General features: G+C 42.3%; 22 protein-coding genes. 12 read left to right on the forward strand and 10 right to left on the reverse strand.

Going from position 1 to position 16,973, the window contains the following annotated elements:
- Positions 1-87 precede the first annotated feature (87 nt).
- Positions 88-2,280, forward strand: a complete 2,193-nt coding sequence (gene katG, locus MNR06_RS13050) for a catalase/peroxidase HPI (RefSeq protein WP_330220891.1) — start codon at positions 88-90, stop codon at positions 2,278-2,280.
- Between the two features lie 33 nt (positions 2,281-2,313).
- On the opposite strand, the gene MNR06_RS13055 is transcribed toward katG, so the two are convergent.
- Positions 2,314-2,973, reverse strand: a complete 660-nt coding sequence (locus MNR06_RS13055) for a dihydrofolate reductase family protein (protein ID WP_243536764.1) — start codon at positions 2,971-2,973, stop codon at positions 2,314-2,316.
- Positions 2,974-3,142: 169 nt separating this feature from the next.
- On the opposite strand from MNR06_RS13055, the gene MNR06_RS13060 reads away from it, so the two are divergent.
- Genes MNR06_RS13060 through MNR06_RS13070 form a run of 3 tightly spaced genes read left to right on the forward strand, consistent with a single transcriptional unit; the run spans position 3,143 to position 4,322 of the window.
- Positions 3,143-3,634: an FBP domain-containing protein gene (locus MNR06_RS13060; protein WP_243536765.1), complete on the forward strand. Its 492-nt coding sequence runs from the start codon at positions 3,143-3,145 to the stop codon at positions 3,632-3,634.
- A 38-nt stretch (positions 3,635-3,672) separates the two neighbouring features.
- The gene (locus MNR06_RS13065) at positions 3,673-4,122 is read left to right on the forward strand and encodes an SRPBCC family protein (RefSeq protein WP_243536767.1); all 450 of its coding nucleotides are present in this window, start codon (positions 3,673-3,675) and stop codon (positions 4,120-4,122) included.
- Positions 4,123-4,127: 5 nt separating this feature from the next.
- On the forward strand, positions 4,128-4,322 hold the full coding sequence (locus MNR06_RS13070; protein ID WP_243536769.1) for a hypothetical protein: 195 nt from the start codon (positions 4,128-4,130) through the stop codon (positions 4,320-4,322).
- An 11-nt stretch (positions 4,323-4,333) separates the two neighbouring features.
- On the opposite strand, the gene MNR06_RS13075 is transcribed toward MNR06_RS13070, so the two are convergent.
- Positions 4,334-4,825 (reverse strand): hypothetical protein, encoded by a 492-nt coding sequence (locus MNR06_RS13075; RefSeq protein ID WP_243536771.1) that lies wholly within the window; start codon positions 4,823-4,825, stop codon positions 4,334-4,336.
- A 221-nt stretch (positions 4,826-5,046) separates the two neighbouring features.
- On the opposite strand from MNR06_RS13075, the gene MNR06_RS13080 reads away from it, so the two are divergent.
- Complete coding sequence (locus tag MNR06_RS13080; protein ID WP_243536772.1) at positions 5,047-5,394, forward strand: hypothetical protein; 348 nt, start codon at positions 5,047-5,049, stop codon at positions 5,392-5,394.
- Position 5,395: 1 nt separating this feature from the next.
- Here the strand turns inward: MNR06_RS13080 and MNR06_RS13085 are convergent, their stop codons facing one another.
- Entirely contained in the window at positions 5,396-6,169 is a 774-nt protein-coding gene (locus tag MNR06_RS13085; protein WP_243536774.1) for an exodeoxyribonuclease III, read from the reverse strand.
- A gap of 124 nt (positions 6,170-6,293) precedes the next feature.
- Between MNR06_RS13085 and MNR06_RS13090 the strand changes: the two genes are divergently transcribed.
- Together MNR06_RS13090 and MNR06_RS13095 are read left to right on the forward strand one after the other, a co-directional pair.
- Positions 6,294-6,764 carry a DUF6496 domain-containing protein gene (locus tag MNR06_RS13090; RefSeq protein ID WP_243536776.1) on the forward strand — a complete coding sequence of 157 codons (471 nt, stop codon included), beginning with the start codon at positions 6,294-6,296 and terminating at the stop codon, positions 6,762-6,764.
- A gap of 8 nt (positions 6,765-6,772) precedes the next feature.
- Positions 6,773-8,029 (forward strand): erythromycin esterase family protein, encoded by a 1,257-nt coding sequence (locus tag MNR06_RS13095; RefSeq protein WP_243536778.1) that lies wholly within the window; start codon positions 6,773-6,775, stop codon positions 8,027-8,029.
- On the opposite strand, the gene MNR06_RS13100 is transcribed toward MNR06_RS13095, so the two are convergent.
- A complete protein-coding gene (locus MNR06_RS13100; RefSeq protein ID WP_243536780.1) occupies positions 7,980-9,503 on the reverse strand; it encodes an ATP-binding cassette domain-containing protein in 1,524 nt (507 codons plus the stop codon). The two genes, MNR06_RS13095 and MNR06_RS13100, sit on opposite strands and share 50 nt — an antisense overlap.
- 185 nt (positions 9,504-9,688) lie before the next feature.
- On the opposite strand from MNR06_RS13100, the gene MNR06_RS13105 reads away from it, so the two are divergent.
- Together MNR06_RS13105 and MNR06_RS13110 are read left to right on the forward strand one after the other, a co-directional pair.
- Positions 9,689-11,044, forward strand: coding sequence for an MBL fold metallo-hydrolase (locus MNR06_RS13105; protein WP_243536782.1), 1,356 nt, complete (start codon positions 9,689-9,691; stop codon positions 11,042-11,044).
- Positions 11,037-11,507, forward strand: a complete 471-nt coding sequence (locus MNR06_RS13110; protein ID WP_243536784.1) for a GyrI-like domain-containing protein — start codon at positions 11,037-11,039, stop codon at positions 11,505-11,507. The genes MNR06_RS13105 and MNR06_RS13110 overlap by 8 nt, the downstream gene beginning before the upstream one ends.
- A gap of 1 nt (position 11,508) precedes the next feature.
- On the opposite strand, the gene MNR06_RS13115 is transcribed toward MNR06_RS13110, so the two are convergent.
- Positions 11,509-11,853, reverse strand: a complete 345-nt coding sequence (locus MNR06_RS13115) for a hypothetical protein (RefSeq protein ID WP_243536786.1) — start codon at positions 11,851-11,853, stop codon at positions 11,509-11,511.
- Between the two features lie 82 nt (positions 11,854-11,935).
- On the opposite strand from MNR06_RS13115, the gene MNR06_RS13120 reads away from it, so the two are divergent.
- Together MNR06_RS13120 and MNR06_RS13125 are read left to right on the forward strand one after the other, a co-directional pair.
- Positions 11,936-12,790, forward strand: a complete 855-nt coding sequence (locus MNR06_RS13120; protein WP_243536788.1) for a LysR family transcriptional regulator — start codon at positions 11,936-11,938, stop codon at positions 12,788-12,790.
- A 63-nt stretch (positions 12,791-12,853) separates the two neighbouring features.
- Complete coding sequence (locus tag MNR06_RS13125) at positions 12,854-13,888, forward strand: DoxX family membrane protein (RefSeq protein ID WP_243536790.1); 1,035 nt, start codon at positions 12,854-12,856, stop codon at positions 13,886-13,888.
- 11 nt (positions 13,889-13,899) lie between these two features.
- On the opposite strand, the gene MNR06_RS13130 is transcribed toward MNR06_RS13125, so the two are convergent.
- Both MNR06_RS13130 and MNR06_RS13135 read right to left on the reverse strand, forming a co-directional pair.
- Positions 13,900-14,307, reverse strand: coding sequence for a CoA-binding protein (locus MNR06_RS13130; RefSeq protein ID WP_243536792.1), 408 nt, complete (start codon positions 14,305-14,307; stop codon positions 13,900-13,902).
- A gap of 10 nt (positions 14,308-14,317) precedes the next feature.
- Positions 14,318-14,866 (reverse strand): flavodoxin domain-containing protein, encoded by a 549-nt coding sequence (locus MNR06_RS13135; protein ID WP_243536794.1) that lies wholly within the window; start codon positions 14,864-14,866, stop codon positions 14,318-14,320.
- A 166-nt stretch (positions 14,867-15,032) separates the two neighbouring features.
- Between MNR06_RS13135 and MNR06_RS13140 the strand changes: the two genes are divergently transcribed.
- The gene (locus MNR06_RS13140) at positions 15,033-15,404 is read left to right on the forward strand and encodes a nuclear transport factor 2 family protein (RefSeq protein WP_243536796.1); all 372 of its coding nucleotides are present in this window, start codon (positions 15,033-15,035) and stop codon (positions 15,402-15,404) included.
- Here MNR06_RS13140 and MNR06_RS13145 read toward each other — a convergent pair.
- The 3 genes from MNR06_RS13145 to MNR06_RS13155 are packed head-to-tail and all read right to left on the reverse strand — an operon-like array spanning position 15,401 to position 16,947.
- Positions 15,401-15,757 (reverse strand): zinc ribbon domain-containing protein YjdM, encoded by a 357-nt coding sequence (locus MNR06_RS13145; protein WP_243536798.1) that lies wholly within the window; start codon positions 15,755-15,757, stop codon positions 15,401-15,403. The genes MNR06_RS13140 and MNR06_RS13145 overlap by 4 nt on opposite strands.
- Before the next feature lie 18 nt (positions 15,758-15,775).
- Positions 15,776-16,570, reverse strand: a complete 795-nt coding sequence (locus MNR06_RS13150; RefSeq protein ID WP_243536800.1) for an HTTM domain-containing protein — start codon at positions 16,568-16,570, stop codon at positions 15,776-15,778.
- A complete protein-coding gene (locus MNR06_RS13155; protein ID WP_243536802.1) occupies positions 16,567-16,947 on the reverse strand; it encodes a hypothetical protein in 381 nt (126 codons plus the stop codon). Before MNR06_RS13155 ends, MNR06_RS13150 begins: the two co-directional genes overlap by 4 nt.
- Positions 16,948-16,973: the final 26 nt, after the last annotated feature.

Below are 16,973 nucleotides of genomic sequence, written 5' to 3' on the forward strand. Positions count from 1 at the left end.
CCAATTTCATTTGGAACTCGGCGTATTCAATCTGAAAATTTCACTTTAAACCAAAGTCATAAATAGTTTCTTTTTAAGGAGCCACCTATGTCTGAACCACGCAGTGAAAGTGAAAACCCCGCCATACCCTCGCCCCAGCCAAAAATCAGTCGCCCCAGAAACAACAGGGACTGGTGGCCGAATCAATTAGATCTTTCGGTTTTGCACACCCACTCACCTCATTCAAATCCCATGGAGAGTTCATTTAAGTACTCTGAGGAATTTAAAAAATTGGATGTGGAGGCTTTAAAGCAAGATATCTTTAAAGTGATGACGACTTCCCAAGACTGGTGGCCTGCTGATTACGGCCATTATGGTCCACTTTTTATTCGGATGAGTTGGCATGCTGCTGGTACTTATCGTATTGAAGATGGCCGAGGAGGAGCGGGTGACGGAGCTCAACGTTTTGCTCCGTTAAACAGCTGGCCAGATAATGCCAATTTAGATAAGGCCCGTCGTTTACTTTGGCCGATTAAAAAGAAATATGGTCGAAAAATTTCTTGGGCCGATCTTTTAGTCTTTGCCGGTAACTGCGCTTTAGAGTCTATGGGCTTTAAAACTTTCGGTTTTGGTTTCGGCCGAGAGGATGTCTGGGAGCCAGAGGAAGTTTTCTGGGGGCCAGAAGACACGTGGCTTGGAGATGAACGCTATAGCGGTGACCGCCAGTTGGCTGCTCCGTTTGGTGCTGTGCAAATGGGTCTTATCTATGTGAATCCCGAAGGGCCGAATGGAAATCCTGATCCGAAAGCGGCAGCTCGCGATATTCGTGAAACCTTCGCGCGAATGGCAATGAATGATGAAGAGACGGTTGCCCTAATTGCCGGTGGTCATACATTTGGAAAAACCCATGGTGCTGCAAAATCCGATCACGTGGGACCAGAACCAGAAGGTTGTCCAATGCACGCGCAAGGATTTGGTTGGAAGAATACTTATGGATCGGGAAAAGGTGGACATACCATCACCAGTGGACTTGAAGGTGCTTGGACGACTCAACCAACGAAGTGGACGAATGGTTTTTTTGAACATCTTCATAAGTACGAATGGGAATTAACTAAAAGTCCGGCAGGGGCTCATCAATGGAAACCTAAAGATGCAGTTGCGCAAAACACAGTTCCTGATGCCCATGACCCGTCTAAAAAGCATGCACCAACAATGCTGACGACAGATTTGGCACTTAAAGCCGATTCTGATTACGCAAAAATCTCTAAACGCTTTCATGAAAATCATCAGGAATTTGCCGATGCTTTTGCCAAAGCTTGGTACAAACTTCTTCATCGCGACATGGGACCTGTTTCTCGCTACTGGGGCCCTTATGTTCCACCTGCGCAATTGTGGCAAGATCCAATTCCCAAAGTCGATCATCCACTGATTGAAGCTCAAGAAATAAAATCTTTGAAAGATAAAATCTTGGCGTCAGGGATTAGTACTTCTCGCTTGATTGCTACGGCGTGGGCCGCAGCTTCTTCATTTAGGGGAACCGACATGCGTGGGGGAGCTAACGGTGGACGCCTTAGACTTTCACCGCAAAAAAATTGGGAAGTGAATGAACCCGGTGAACTTTCTAAAACGCTTCAAGCCTTAGAGAAAATTCAAGATGAATTTAATAAAGGACAGTCAGGAAAAAAAGTATCCCTAGCTGACTTAATTATTCTCGGTGGATGCGCAGGTATTGAAAGTGCGGCTAAAAAAGCCGGATACACGGTCGAAGTTCCGTTTTCTCCAGGGCGGGCAGACGCTACCCAAGACCAAACGGATACCGATTCATTTGCTGTCTTAGAACCAAGAGCTGACGGCTTTAGAAATTACATTAGCAGCAGAACAAAACTTTCTCCGGAAACACTTTTGTTAGATCGCGCCAACGTTTTAAAACTGACAGCGCCAGAAATGACAGTCCTCATCGGGGGTATGCGTTCTTTAGATGTAAACTACCAGGGAACTCGCCACGGTGTATTCACTGATAAACCAGGTACTTTATCTAACGATTTTTTTGTGAACCTTTTAGATATGGGGCTTGAGTGGGACATCGCTAAGCCTGGAATTTACGAAGGAAAAGATCGTGCCTCGGGAAAAGTTAAATGGACTGCCACACCTGTGGACTTGGTGTTTGGTTATCATTCACAGCTTCGTGCCTTCGCTGAAGTTTATGCTAGTGATGATGGCAAAGATAAGTTCGTAAAAGATTTCATCAACGCTTGGACTAAGGTGATGAATCTTGATCGCTATGATTTAGCTACGAAGTAATTTGAAAGGAGGAAGCTTTTGCTTCCTCCTTTTTTATCCCTCTCGCGCCCAACGTTCGCGGCGTTTTAATTCAGCTTCAGAGGGCGCCTGAGTTTCAAAGGTTCCAGTCGGAACTTTTCCGTTGGGCTGATATCTCGCCATAATAACTCCAGATGGTGAAACTTCGGTGTTAATTAGTTTCATACCTATTGGAGGAGTTCCATTTCCAAACAATCGTTTTCCTTTTCCTAGAGTAATAGGAAAGGTCAAAATCAAGATCTCATCAATAAGATCAGCGGCAAGCAGTGTTGGATATATAGTGGAGCTTCCTTGTATAAGAAGCGAACTCCCATTACCTGCCTTTATCTTTTTAAGTTCTTCTACGTTTTTAACACGATGGCTGGTTTTCCATTCAAGTGGTGTATCGCCTCGGGTTAAGACGTATTTATCAGCTTTGGCAAACGCAGAGCTTATCGGATCACTCTCAGGAATATAGGGCCAGTAGGCAGAAAATATCTCATAGGTTTTTCTTCCTAAAAGTAAATCAAAGTTCCCGCTAAAGAGCGGTTCCATAACCGTATTTATTTTTTCATCCCAGAAGGGCTGAACCCAACCACCTAAGCCAAATCCACCGGTTTTGTCTTCATCCGGTCCGCCAGGCGCTTGCATGATTCCATCGAGTGATTGAAAGACTCCACCAATTATTTTTCTCATTTCGGAAACCTCTCTTTATTCTTACTCAGTTCATTTGCTCTTAAAGAAGAAGCCAAGCTTCATTCTTATTTCTAAATAAAAAACAAGGCGACCCTATTTGGCCCAAGGGCCAATATCTCTATAGACACTCACATGGGCCTGGTTCTAGAATTTCTTAAGGAGTTGTCTATTGCTTTCTCAACAAAGTACCTTTCAAAAAGAAATTAGTTTTTCAATTGCGACAGAACAGGAACTGATCGAGTCATTCCGTTTGCGCGACCAAAAGAAGCTTATTCTTCCTGAAAACTTGAAATTTCCGTTCAACGTACGCTCTTACTTTACTTGGAAGGAACCTTCTGGGAACTACGTCTATCTTGTATTTAAAGCTCCGAACTGGGATTTGGCGCGAGGCGTGGCTTTTAAGCGTACCAGCGGTGAACCCGTGGGCGGACTTTGCAGTTGGTGCAATGCCTTCGGTTCAGCACAAGAACTTGGAATGTTGTCGGTCGCAATGAGCTCAACTGTCAGCAGTTCTTATTTTCTGTGCAGTGATTTAAGATGCATTGAAAAAATTGAGGACATGACCGCTATGGGCGGAAAAAATCCTGAAAAATATATTGCTGATCTTTATCACAGAATCGAAAAGCTGTTCGAAAACATTAGCAATTATAAAAAGGAATAGTTACCTTTCTAGTTCACCACTTTAACGAGGGGATCAAGATGCCTGGAACAGTTAAACTTCATCGCGTGATTGCGGCGCCACCAGAAAAAGTATTTCGGGCCTTTACCGATGTGAATGCCATTGTTAAATGGTTCCCCCCGCATGGCTTTGTCGCCAAAGTTGATAAATTCGATGTCAAAGAAGGCGGTGAATACAGAATGTCTTTCACGAACTTCACCACGATGAAAAGTCATTCTTTCGGTGGCAAGTACCTTGAAGTAAAACAAAACGAAAAACTTCGTTTTATCGATAAATTTGATGATCCAAATTTACCAGGGGAAATGACTAATACGATCACCTTCCGCAAAGTCAGTGTCGGAACGGAACTTAACGTAACCCAAGAAGGCATTCCCGATGTGATTCCGGTGGAAGCGTGTTACCTGGGCTGGCAACAATGTTTAGAATTGTTAGTTCAATTGGTAGAACCTAATATTCCGGATGAAGGCTAATACTTGTGGATGAATCTGATTTTGAAGGAACTTTAGTTCTAGAAAAGCTTGCAGAGATCGGAAAGGTCGAAGCCTTCTTTGAGGCCATTGATTCTGACGATTTTGATAAAGCCAAAGCTTTGATGAAAAGAGCTGATATCGATGCAAAAACCATCGGCCAAGTCATACGAAAAATGACTGAGGCCGACGGAAGTCACTAAGACCTGGGAAGTTAGTTATTAGCCTTAATGACTAAGACATTGATTTCTTTGCTATCTTTACTGATAAGTTCTAACGAATATTTATGATTTCCTTTAAACTTAAAGCGTAAGGATTTGCGAATTGTGTCGCATTCGCGCACGGGACCATAGGTTTCAACCTGCATCTCTTTTTTACTTTCTAAATCAGTCACATTCATTCGTGGATAGAAGTCTGAAGATAAAAAGTAATCTCCGGCATCTTTTGTTTTGAACCCCACAAACCCTGAAGATGTCTTGCCGTTATTCTTAAGCATCACAGCCGTGCGTTGACCAATTTCCAAGTTTGGACTGCCTTCAGCCTTTTCTGAAGCGACAATATTTTTCGCCGGAAGTATCCAAGCGGCGTGGGCATCGGGGGAAATGTTATTCTTACCCACGCAGCCAACTGGCGTCGTTGTTTTCGCGAAAGAGAAAAGTGGCATTAACGAGACTAGAAAAAATAGAGTGGTATAACGTGCTGACATTCAATCTCCGAATCCAAAAATAGGGGGTCATATTAGCAAGGTTTTCCAAATTCGTAACGGTAAATAGCACTGGACTTAGCGATATATGACAGGAAATCACTAAAAATCATATTCGTTTTAATGCAATTATCCGCGAGCATTTGAGTGCTATTAACGAATCTGTATCATGAATGCGTTCGTCGAATTAACGACATTAATAAAACCGTGAATAAGGAGTATTCATGAAAACTGCAATCATCATCACAGTCGCTGCATCAATGCTTGTATTTGGTTCTGCCTTCGCTAACGAAATGAAGGGGATGGGCAAGGACATGAAAGAGATGAGCAAAGAAGATCGTCAAAAAATGGCTGATATGCACATGAAGATGGCGGACTGTCTTAAAACTACGAAGCCTATGACTGAGTGTAAGAATGAAATGATGAAAAACTGTGAAGGCATGGGTAAAGAAAGCTGTGCAATGATGGGTCATCATAAAGGCATGAAGGACCATCACATGATGGGTGATCATCACGGCAAAAAGACTTCTAAAGACTCAACAACGACTAAGCAGCCTGAAACTAAAGAATAAATTATTTTTTCAAGGTTAAGCGAACAGGGCAGTGATCTGAGCCCATCACATCTGGGCAAAGCACTGCCGCTTTTAAGCGGTCGGACGCCTCTTTATTCACTAAGAAGTAATCTAGGCGCCATCCAATGTTTCTTTCGCGAACACCGGGGCGATAACTCCACCAGGTATAATGCTCGGGTCCTTGTTCAAACTTTCTAAAACTGTCGACCCATTCCAATTTATTTAAAAAGCGTTCCATCCATGCGCGCTCTTCAGGAAGGAAGCCCGCATTTTTCATATTGGTTTTTGGATTCTTTAAATCGATTTCTTTATGAGCAATGTTAAAGTCACCGCAAATCATCACTTCGCGCCCTTTTTTTCGTAAAGCTTGCAGACGCTTTTCAGCAGCGGCACAGAATTCTAATTTGAATGGCAATCTTGCGTGATCGCGCTGACTGTTTGGCCAGTAACTGTTAACGACTGTGATGGGACCAAAATCGGCCTCTAACCAACGGCCTTCATTGTCAAATTTTGAAATTCCTAAGCCAACACGGACGTCGTCTGGTGCTTTTTTAGAATACAGTGCTAGGCCTGAATATCCGGGTTTTTCAGCAAAGGCCCAAGAAGAATGATAACGGGCCGGATGATAGAATGTTTCATCCTCTTGAATGGCTTCTTCAGAAATTTTAATTTCCTGAAGACAAACAACATCGGCCTTTTCATTCTCGAACCATTCGCGAAAGTTTTTCTTATGAACCGAACGAAGACCATTAACATTCCATGAGATTAATTTCATAGACCCACCATAGGCGTTTCCATGGACTGGGGTCAAGGCTAGCTCTGATTTTTAGCGGATTCTGTCTGAATCGCTACTCTGTCTCATATCTATCACCCACACTTTTCCTGTGGAGGAGGTTCTTATGCCCGACAAGAAGACAGTAAAGCGCGCTCAGAAGGCGGCACGCCAAGGAAAATCAGCATCTACTCAGGCTGGCGAATTTGTTCGTGAGGAAATTCACAAGGTGCGCCAAGGTAAACACGGCGTAAGAAATCCGCAGCAAGCTATTGCCATCGGACTTTCTGAGGCACGAAGAGCAGGTGTAAATATTCCTGAAAAAGCAGGACAAAAGAAAACAGCGAAGAAATCAAAGCGAATTGCGCAGCCAAAAACTTCTAAGACAAGAGCAAAAGCAACTTTGAATGCTTTGAAAAAAGAACCTACTTCGACCGTTTCGGAAAAGTCTCTTTCTAAGTTTACTAAGAAGGCAGCGAAAAAAAGATCTTCGCAAGATCGCCATCGTTCAGCCATGAAGGCTGTTAAAACGAAAGGTAAGCATGGTCTTGTTCGTGCGGCGAAGAAGGCAGCTCATACTAGGTCTGCGCACGCTTAGGATCAATAATGAAAAATTCCATTACAAGCGCGGCTAAGGAAATCGCTGAAAAGTTAAGTTATGCCAAGATTGTGATGCTTGGTGAAGCAAGTCACGGCACCCATGAATTTTATGAATGGCGACGACTTATTTCCCAAGAGCTTATCACCCATCACGGATTTAGTTTTATCGCTGTGGAAGGCGACTGGCCGCCTTGTTATGCGGCTAACAGGTTGATCACTTCAAAGCGAAGTTATGCCGAAAAAGAATTAATCCATCATTTTCATCGCTGGCCCTCATGGATGTGGGCGAATACGGAAGTCGTTGAACTTCTAAATTGGATGAAAAGCCACAATCAGAAATTGAAAGCAAAAAAGCCCGTGGGATTTTATGGGCTTGATGTTTATTCCCTGTTTGAATCCATTGACGAAGTCCTAAGTACTCTGAAAAAATTAGATCCAGCCTTAGCTAAAGCCGCAAAAGAGCAATACGCCTGTTTTCAAAAATTCCATCGGGATGAAAAACGATATGCCCAATCTCTGTATTTTTCTTCTGGCTGTGAAACCCAAGTGCTTCTTGTTCTACAAGATCTATTAAAGGCAAAACACCTAGAGCTTTCAGGGGAAACGTTATTTGACGCTCAACAAAATGCGCGTATCGTAAAGAATGCCGAAGACTATTACCGCACCATGATACACGGTGATGAAGATTCTTGGAATGTTCGTGATCGCCATATGATGGAGACGTTAAACATTTTGCTTTCCCATCATGGTGACAATGCAAAGGCCATTGTCTGGGCCCATAACACCCACATCGGAGATTATCGCGCAACTTCCATGGTTGACGAAGGGCAAGTGAATCTAGGCGGCTTGGCTAGAATAGAGTGGGGAATTAACAAGATAGCTCTTTTAGGTTTTGGTACCTACGAGGGATCAGTTGTAGCCTCTCGCGCCTGGGATGGTCCCGTGCAACTTATGCAAGTTCCGAAAGGAAAAAGCGGAAGTTATGAAGATCTCTTTCATCAGAAATGTCTGAATGAAAAATCGGATTATATATTTTCCTGGCTGCAGGGAAGCACGGATTTAGAATTAAACCAAACCCGTGGTCACCGTGCCATAGGTGTAGTTTACGATCCGCGCTTTGAAAGTTTCGGCAACTACGTTCCGACGAAACTAGCTTCTCGCTATGATGGTTTTTTATTCATAGATCAGACTCGAGGGCTGACTCCGCTTTCTGTCAGTGTGGATCGTCGGGAATTCCCGGAAACTTTTCCCGGTGGATTTTAAACTCTTCCGTGATGCCACTGTTTTGCAAAAAGATCTCATCATGGGAAATGGCTAAGACAGCTGCTTTAAATTCTTTTACTAATGATTCAAGAAACTGAATATTCACCAGGTCTAAATTATTTGTAGGCTCATCCAAAATTAATAATTCAGGCTTTTTGTTACTTAAAATTCCTTTTGCCAAGGCCGCTCTTAGGCGTTCACCACCACTTAAGGAAGATACTTTTTGAAAAACCGCATCTTTAGCGAACAGAAACTTGGCTAAACCATTTCTGATCTCACTTTCTGTAAGCAAAGATGAATCAGCGACGTTTTCTAAGACAGTTTTGGTATCGTCTAAGATTCTGCATTGTTGATCTACGTAAAGAGTCGAGACATCACCGACTCGCAGTTGACCCTTCGTTTCAAACTTTTGACCCATGATTGCTTTTAATAAAGTGGATTTGCCCGAACCATTCAGGCCTTTAAGTGCCAAGCGGATATTCCCGCGCCAGGAAAAGTTAAGGTCTTCACCATAAAGCCAATCTTTAAAGCGAATGTTAAATCCGCTGGTTTCGGCTATAAGCTTTTGCGCAGGCAATTCCTGTCCCATAAGGTCTGCATACATCACCGGATCTATTTTCATTTCGCTATAGGCTTCAAATGCGGCTGTAACGGCAGAATTACTTCTCTCGAAAGATAAGGTATCCACTTTTCCAGTTGTAGCTTCCGCTTTTCTTTTTCGTGCACCAAGAAGAATTTTTGGTATTCCCCCACGGGCGGCTTGTTCAGCACCACGTTGATTTCTTTTTTCTTGGCGAAGTATTTGTTCGTGGCGCTCTGCTTTGGCTTTTTGTCGCTGGTTTTTGGCAGTGGACAATTGCTGAGCCAAATTATCCCGTTCATGACCTTTCGTATGTTCATATTCGGAAAAATCGCCTCCATATTTGGCTAATCCTTGATTGGAAAGTTCCAGTATCTCTTCACAGATGGCTAATAGCTCGCGATCATGGGAAATAATAAGAACTCCGCCCGAACGAGCATTCAAAAATTCAATGAGGACCTTACGGCCTTCGCGATCAAGATCATTGGAAGGTTCATCTAAAATCAGAAAATCGTCATTGAGCGTCTTTGCCAGACGAACGCGCATCCATTCACCGCCACTTAAGGTAGTGCAAAGATTGGATCTATCTATTCCTTCTAATAACTTTTCACCAAGCTTAGACCATTCGTAATCTAAGGCGAGAAATTCATCGACGCTGAATGCTTCTGGAGTCAGACGCTGGGGAAAGAAGGTCACCGAGGATCGTTTGATAATCGATCCAGACGTAACCTCAAGTTCACCCACCAAAAGTTTTGCGAGGGTGGTTTTGCCTACGCCATTAGGCCCAACAAGTGCCGAAGTCTTGGAGGTGATGGAAAAGTTGAGATTTTTAAAAATGGTGTGGCCGTTTGCATACTCAAACGTTAAGCCACTTGCAGTGACAAGGGATTGCATAAATAAACCTTCAGCACATTGTGCCTATTTAAGAGAGTTAGATAAAAAAGGAGTATTGATTAATTTATGCTTCCATAGACTCTGGATTTGTGCCCAGAGGATTACAGGATAAAGACATTCCCTGCATTTTTCAAGGTCCGACCTAATTAATTGCCCATAAACGAATATATGCGGTATGAAGCCATATGCCTTTAAAGATTTCGCGAATTTTGCATGCTGGATACGTCTTTGATTGCGACGGGACTAAGATCGCCTTTGATCCTATATTTGAAAATCCCTTTAGCAGAAACTGTTATGCCTTTCCCAGTGTGCGCTTTGATATCGAAGCAATAAAACAGCAAAAGTTTTCTGCAGTTTTTATTTCCCACTATCACGACGACCACTGCTCTTTAGAAAGTTTAAATCTTTTAGATCGTGATACGCCCATTTACATCTATTGTTTGTATGATGAAATTTTTGGTTTCATTGAAAACCTTGGATTTAAAAATGTCTTTCCGTTGGCGATAGATGAGCCCGTGAAACTTGGATCACTCGAAATCATTCCAAGACGAGCCTTAGATGCTGACGTTGATTCTTTGTTTCAAATCAAAGCTGCAGGCTTAAATGTATTAAATGTTGTTGATTCGTGGATTGATTACGACACTCTGGATTTACTGGTCAAGAAGGGTCCGTGGGATATGGTGCTGTGGCCATTTCAAACAATGCGAGAAATTGACGTACTTTCTCCGCATCGAGTGCCAGCTCCGTCCTTAGAGTTGCCACCAGAATGGATAGAGCAGCTAAGGGCTTTAAATCCTAGATACGTGGTTCCAAGTTCCTGCCAGTTCACGCAAGAAAGTTGGTCTTGGTATAATCACGCCTTTTTTCCAATCACCTATAGGCAATTTGAAAAAGAAGTGAAAACAGCTTTGCCAAATTGCCAAGTGGTGCGAATGAACCCTTCCGTGACATTTGAGTTAACGAAGAATTCAATTAATTCTGCAGAAGCCCTAACTTGGGTTCTTCCCCAAGGTGAGCAAGATGTCGATTATGAATTTAATCCATCACTAAAAATTCCAAGCACTGCAGAGATCGCAAAAAAATTTCCAGGCCTTTCTGTCGCCCAAAAAGAATTCACACTGAATTACTGCAAAAAAGGACTTATTGAAAAATTCGGCATCCTTGCTGAATCAGAAGATCCCTTCTTTGCAAGACCAAGACTCTGGCAGTTGTCAGTGTTCGATGAAAATGGCAAAGAAAAAACTTTTCGCTATTTGCTTGAAGGAAATAAGATTGAAGAAGTTCCAATCAATGACGATCCCATAGAGTGGCTCACCGAAGTTCCGTTGACGAAACTTTATGCAGCTATAGAAGAAGGCGAATCTTTAACTTCGATGTATGTACGGATTAACGATCGAATGTTTAATTCCACAGTCGAAAAAGAAGTTCAAGAAGCTGACGTTGTCGAAGATCCACTGATCCGCTGTTTATTCACTGGCGTGTTCGGCGGCTATCAGGCAGCGCAACTTAGAAAACTTAATGAGGAAAAAGTCCATGGGTAGTGAAATGAAACTGACTGAAACACCTGACACAGTAAATTGGCCAGCAACTTATTACGTATACATAGAAAAGAAAGGCCCGTTTCAAGAAACCGCCATGAAAGCATGGAAAGAGTTTCATGAAAATATCGACGAGCTTCTGAAGCAAGTAAAGATCACAGGGTACACCAGTTTTTATAAAGTAAAACCTGAAATGATTTATCGAGCTGGCGCGACCATCGATGCAAAGCCCGCAGTGTTACCTGCAGGTTATCAAGTCACCCAATTCCAAGGCGGGAAATATTCGCGCTTCATCATGACAGGTCCTTATAAGAACCTGCCTGAAGCTTGCGGAAAAGTTTTTGAAATCGTTGAAAAAACCAAGATGCCGGTGCGAGATGATTTCTTTATCGAAAACTATGTCAACGATCCGCGGGTGACTCCTGAAGAGCAGTTAATCACGGAAATTCAGATCCCCACGGTTTAGTCTATTGGTTACAAGAAACCTGAATGCTTTCGCTAGGTAATGCTAAACCTAGTTTAAAGCTAGTTTCAGTCGACACTGAACTTTTAGTCCCATTTTTGCCGGTAATAAAAGCATTGTAAGTGCCATCGCAAGTAGACACATTGATATCAAATGAACCGACAGTTCCATGATAAACATAGGCCGCAAGATCTGATTTGGGATACATCACAAGCGCAAGTTCAATTGTAGTTTCTGAAATTCCTGATTTATCTTTCAAGATCACTGAACATTTTGGGAAGTTTGCAGCACCTGCGGTTTGAACTGAAAATAAAGCACCTAGAACAAACAATCCAACTAGATTTTTCATAATTACCTCGCTTGCGGGTATTTAAATCATTTAACAACATAATAAAATTGGATTATTTCTATTATTATAATAAGAAATTATTATGTCTTCAGAGCCGAACTTATACCACCTACGATATTTTGTTTCCGCAGCTCAGTTAGGGAGTGTAGCAGCAGCTGCAAAAGCCCATAACGTCAGTCAGCCGGCAATCAGCCAAGGCATTCGCAAGCTGGAAGAATCCCTTGAGTGTTCCCTTATGATTCATACGAAAAACCGCTTTAAGCTAACGGAAGAAGGAAAGCTCTTAGTTCAACGATCTGGGCAACTATTTCAGACCTTAGAGGGAATTAAATTAGACCTAAAGGGATCCAAAGCAGAACTGTCCGGAACTATTAGCATCGCTACGGCCGATACCCTTGCACAAAGCTTACTTCCGAAATCCTTGCTAAAACTAAAACAAAAACATCCGCAACTGGGAATTGAAATAGGCTTTAGCAATGCCGCTGAAGTTTTAAGTTTAGTAAAAACTGGCAAGGCAGAGCTTGGTATCGTTGTAGATGATGGAAGAATCCAAGGCGTCGATATGAGTGTCTTGCATGAGGGAAGTTTCTGCTGTGTTTTTGCAAAAGGCATACGCATCTCTCATGATCTTGGTTTCATTGTTACCCAAGAAGCGCCGGGCGAAATGGAACTACAGAAAATCTATAAGAAGAAGTTTTCTAAGCCCGCACCAATAGCTATGAAAGTAGAAAGCTGGGAGGTCATTGCGAAATACGTGACTCTCGGTCTTGGGATTGGATTTATTCCCGATTTAATGCTGCATCATTGGGATGGAATTCGTGTGATTGAAGAGTTGCAGCCGTTAGCGGAAAAGCAAAAGTATCGCGTCCTATTGATCCACCGCGGAACCCATCAATTGTCACGCCAGGCGCAGGCCTTTGTTGCACTTCTAACTTAAGATTTGCTTTGTCACATTGATTCTAAGATTGTGATCTTGCCGTAATGGCGGCAGGATTTTTATATGAAAATAAAATACTTTGTATATTGGTGTTTAAGTTTCCTGATCTTTCCAACTTCAAGTTACGCCCACGTTAAGTGGTTCACCCAAAACAAAGAACCTTCCATTTTCACATTGGATGAATTAAATCGTCCCGTCTTCTGGTTTTTATTTTCTCTGACAGTGGTTACGTTGGCGGTCATTGTCTATGCCGATCGATATTTGGAAAAATGGCCTTCTTATCAAAAATTCAGTGCGTATCTTGAAAGTTATGCAGATCGTGCGCCAGTGATCTTACGAGTTTTCACGGGGGCTTCGCTATTACTATCGTGGCAAGCTGATTCGATTATTGCCCCTGAACTTAAAATACATTCTGGGGAAGTCGGATGGTATCAGTTCTTGTTAGCTATTCTAATGCTGACAAGTAAAACGGCGCCTCTTGGTGGATTGGGTATGATTGGACTGTATCTGTATGCAATCAACGAATACGGATTTTTCCACATGCTTGATTACCTGGTGTATCCAGCCATTGGTTATTACTTACTTGTTAATGCTTCGAACTCGATTAAAATTTCCCACACAAGAATTCCCGCTCTGTACATCGGTTTAGGTTTTTCACTTTGCTGGGCGGCTTTGGAAAAAGTGTTCTTCCCGCACTGGGGTCTGGATATCTTAAGTCAGAAGCCTGCTTTAACTATGGGTCTGCCACATGAGTTCTTTTTACTGGCCTGCGCATTTGTTGAGCTGGCTTTAGGTTACCTGCTGATCATAGGCCTTTTGCAAAGGCCTTTAGCGTTGGTTATTACTTTGGTGTTCTTTACAACGTCAGCTTTCTTTGGAAAGACAGAAGTCATTGGGCATACTATTTTGCATGGAGCTTTATTGGTGTTCGCGGTGGTGGGCCCGGGTCACTATTATCCAGCTCCAATTGAGTTCCATCAAAAGCTTCCACTAAGGGCGGCCTTTGCAGCGGTAAACTTTGTGATTATTGTTGGAATCTTAGGCTTAGCGTATTACTCGATGGCTATTCCGAAGTTCCAACTCAGCAGCCTATTTTAAGCTGAAAAAAGTTAGAACCATTTTTTATGTTCGATGATAAGGCAGCGGTTTGAAACCACCTTGATCCCTGCCTTTTCAGCTCTAGCCTCTGCTTCCTCGTGTTCAATACCCAGCTGAATCCAAACGACTTCAACGCCATCAAGTTCAAGAATTTCATCCATCACTTCTGGCAAGTGATCAGAGCGGCGAAAGACATTTATGAATTTACGATACTCTGCTGGCACTTCTTTTAAGGTCTGATAGATTTTAAAACCGGTATCGTGAAGTTTTGGATAAACACCCACAACATCCCAACCCTGATCCTGCATGTACTTAGGAACATAGTGACTGGCTTTTCCTGGGTCAGGACTTAGTCCATACACTGCAATTTTCTTATGAGCTTGGAGTAAACTTTTAAACTCACTGTCTTTAACGTTCATGCTTTCCTCATTACCTTGGGCCGCTTAGATCATGCAGCAGGTTTTCTGTAAACTGGTGAACCTTGTTCCAGTCGGTGTATTCATAGTCGTGATCATATTCTGTGTCGGTTCCGGATTTTTTTGCAAGTGCATGCATGATGCGTTTTAAGAACCAATTGTATTTAGAATAAGTGATGGACCCGGCGAAGATCGTCCATTGTTTTGGATGCCAGTTGGTTTCATTAAAGAACTTCTGGACAATGTGACGTTCATCCCGTTGGGCACTTTCATCATTTTCCAAAACCCCCAAACACACCGAAAAAAACCCCGATGGTTTGATAGCTAGAATATCACTGTGCGACTTCACCCATTTTTTTAAGTGAGCCGGAAAGCCACTGACATAAACCGGTGCTCCGATTATCACGCCTTCATAGTTCTTCACTGAAACGGTTTCGGGAATTGATTCGACGTCGAAAATATCTACGAAGTGTCCCATCTGCACGAGCTCTGCTGATATAAAGTTAGATATTTTTTCCGTCTGACCATGTTTGGATGCGTATACAATAAGTAGGCGTGCCATAAGATGTTCCTTTGTATACCCTTATTGTCGCACTGTTTGGTTTCTTTGCCCCCAGCAACGCAGATTATTTTTCTTTAAAGAAACAAAAGAAATGTGGCTTTACACTGGTATTATAGCTGGTCTTCACGTTCTATTGGACAGATACTAGCCAAAAGAGGGAAGATCCATGACTAAAAAAGAGATCGCAATATCATTCTTAAAAGAAGCTGCAAGTGGTGATGTTAAAAGTGCCTACGATAAGTTTGTGGCCCCTGGGTTTATCCATCACAATCAGTATTTCAAAGGCGATCGTCAGTCGTTGCTTCAAGCCATGGAAGAAGCCAACAAAGTAAGCCCGAATAAATCCATTGAAGTGAAATATTCATATGAAGATGGCAATACAGTTATTTGCCATTCTCTGGTGAAAAGAAAAGACCCTGAAGCGGCCGGAATCGCCGTCGTGCACATCATGCGTTTTGAGAACTCAAAAATTACTGAGCTATGGGATCTAGGGCAGGAGATTTTGAAAGACTGCCCCAATGAAAACGGTTTGTTCTAAGCTTTTTTGACGAATTCGGATTTCAAATTAATTGAACCGATGCCGTCAATCTTGCAAGCGATATCGTGGCCATCACCCGCGTCAGTCAGGCGGATGTTTTTCACTTTCGTTCCAACTTTAACGACGTTTGAAGAACCTTTGATACGCAATTCTTTAATGACTGTGACTGAATCACCATCATTTAAAATATTGCCGTTGGCATCGCGAATAAGACTATCTTGAACGTCTTCAGCTGCATTATCAGCAGAAGCGTGGGCACTCCACTCGTTCCCACACTCTGGACAAATCCAAAGATTTCCATCAGCGTAAATATTTTCAGAATTGCATTTTGGGCAGTTGGTTGGATCTTGCATGGGGCGATCTTAATACCCTTAAGCCTTATTGGCTAGCAAGTTTACAGAATAAAATACCGCTGGCCATGCGCTTAACCACATCCAAAAGAATCTGTTTAATCCAAATGTTAGATAATTAATGAAGTGGAAGACAATGGCAGCACCAGCATAAATATAAACCCAGGATGGATTTACAAGGACCAACGGGCTAGAAAGTTCAAACAACAAAATCAACCAGCTTATTCCAAGAGCCACCAAAGGTGCTGATTTTAACCATGCGGAAAACATCTTCACATCAGGAAAAATGCTCTGATTTAAAAATATTGAAAGAGCCTTCCCTGTACGCCATTCAATCTCAAGGATCTTTTTATAGCCCGCCTTAAAGTAAGAAAAGATCAGGTGAATGGAAATATAAATCATTCCTAATTTTTGCCAAAGTTCCGTAGTTGCAAAAAGACTTATCAGCAAACCCGTAAGCACCACAACGGTCATCATGTCGCTTCCGCCATTAAGATTTCCGCGAAAGCGAATGCAGATCAAAAGATGGGTGAAAAGTAGCAATAAAAAGACAATGGGGTGATTTATGAAAATGCCTACAACTGCCAGGGACATTTGCAATAACGAGATAAGCCTTAGGCTTTCTATAGAAAAAATCTTTTCGATGGTACTACGAGAAAGAGGCAGACCCATTTCCAGGTCAGGCAATAGATTTTCCAAACTCCAGACAGCACAAAAAGTGCTATTTTTTGTTAAAAGAATAATCTCTAAAGCTTGAAATGCCATAGTCACGGCTAAGAGTTTTGAAATTAAACCAATCGCGATCACTAAACTCATACAAGACTCGTTTCTTCTGAAACATAAAGGTCCAAGGTTTCCGAAGGACTTTTTGCCACGAGTTTAAATTTTGCGCGGGGATCAATTTTAAATTCTATAAGTTTTTCGGTAACAAGGGATCTGACCATCTTAAAAGTAGTCAGCTGGGTCACATCTTCTTCAGCTAAGTCACTTTGCAAATCCTGGGCAAAATGTTCCAAGAGATTTAGTTCTGCTAAAGCTAAATTCACTTCCGAATTTACAAAAAAACCCAGAGGTTGTCGTTCCTGGTGAAACGGCAATAGGGTCCATTCCGCCGCACCAGGCGCCAAAACCCAAAGACTGAACTCATAGGCAACCTGATTAAAGAAGTTCCAGTTTGGAAATAAAACACGCACTAAATTTATAAATTTCTTTATCTGAA

It is taken from the genome of Bdellovibrio reynosensis (genome assembly GCF_022814725.1).
GTDB classification, from domain to species: Bacteria; Bdellovibrionota; Bdellovibrionia; order Bdellovibrionales; family Bdellovibrionaceae; genus Bdellovibrio; species Bdellovibrio reynosensis.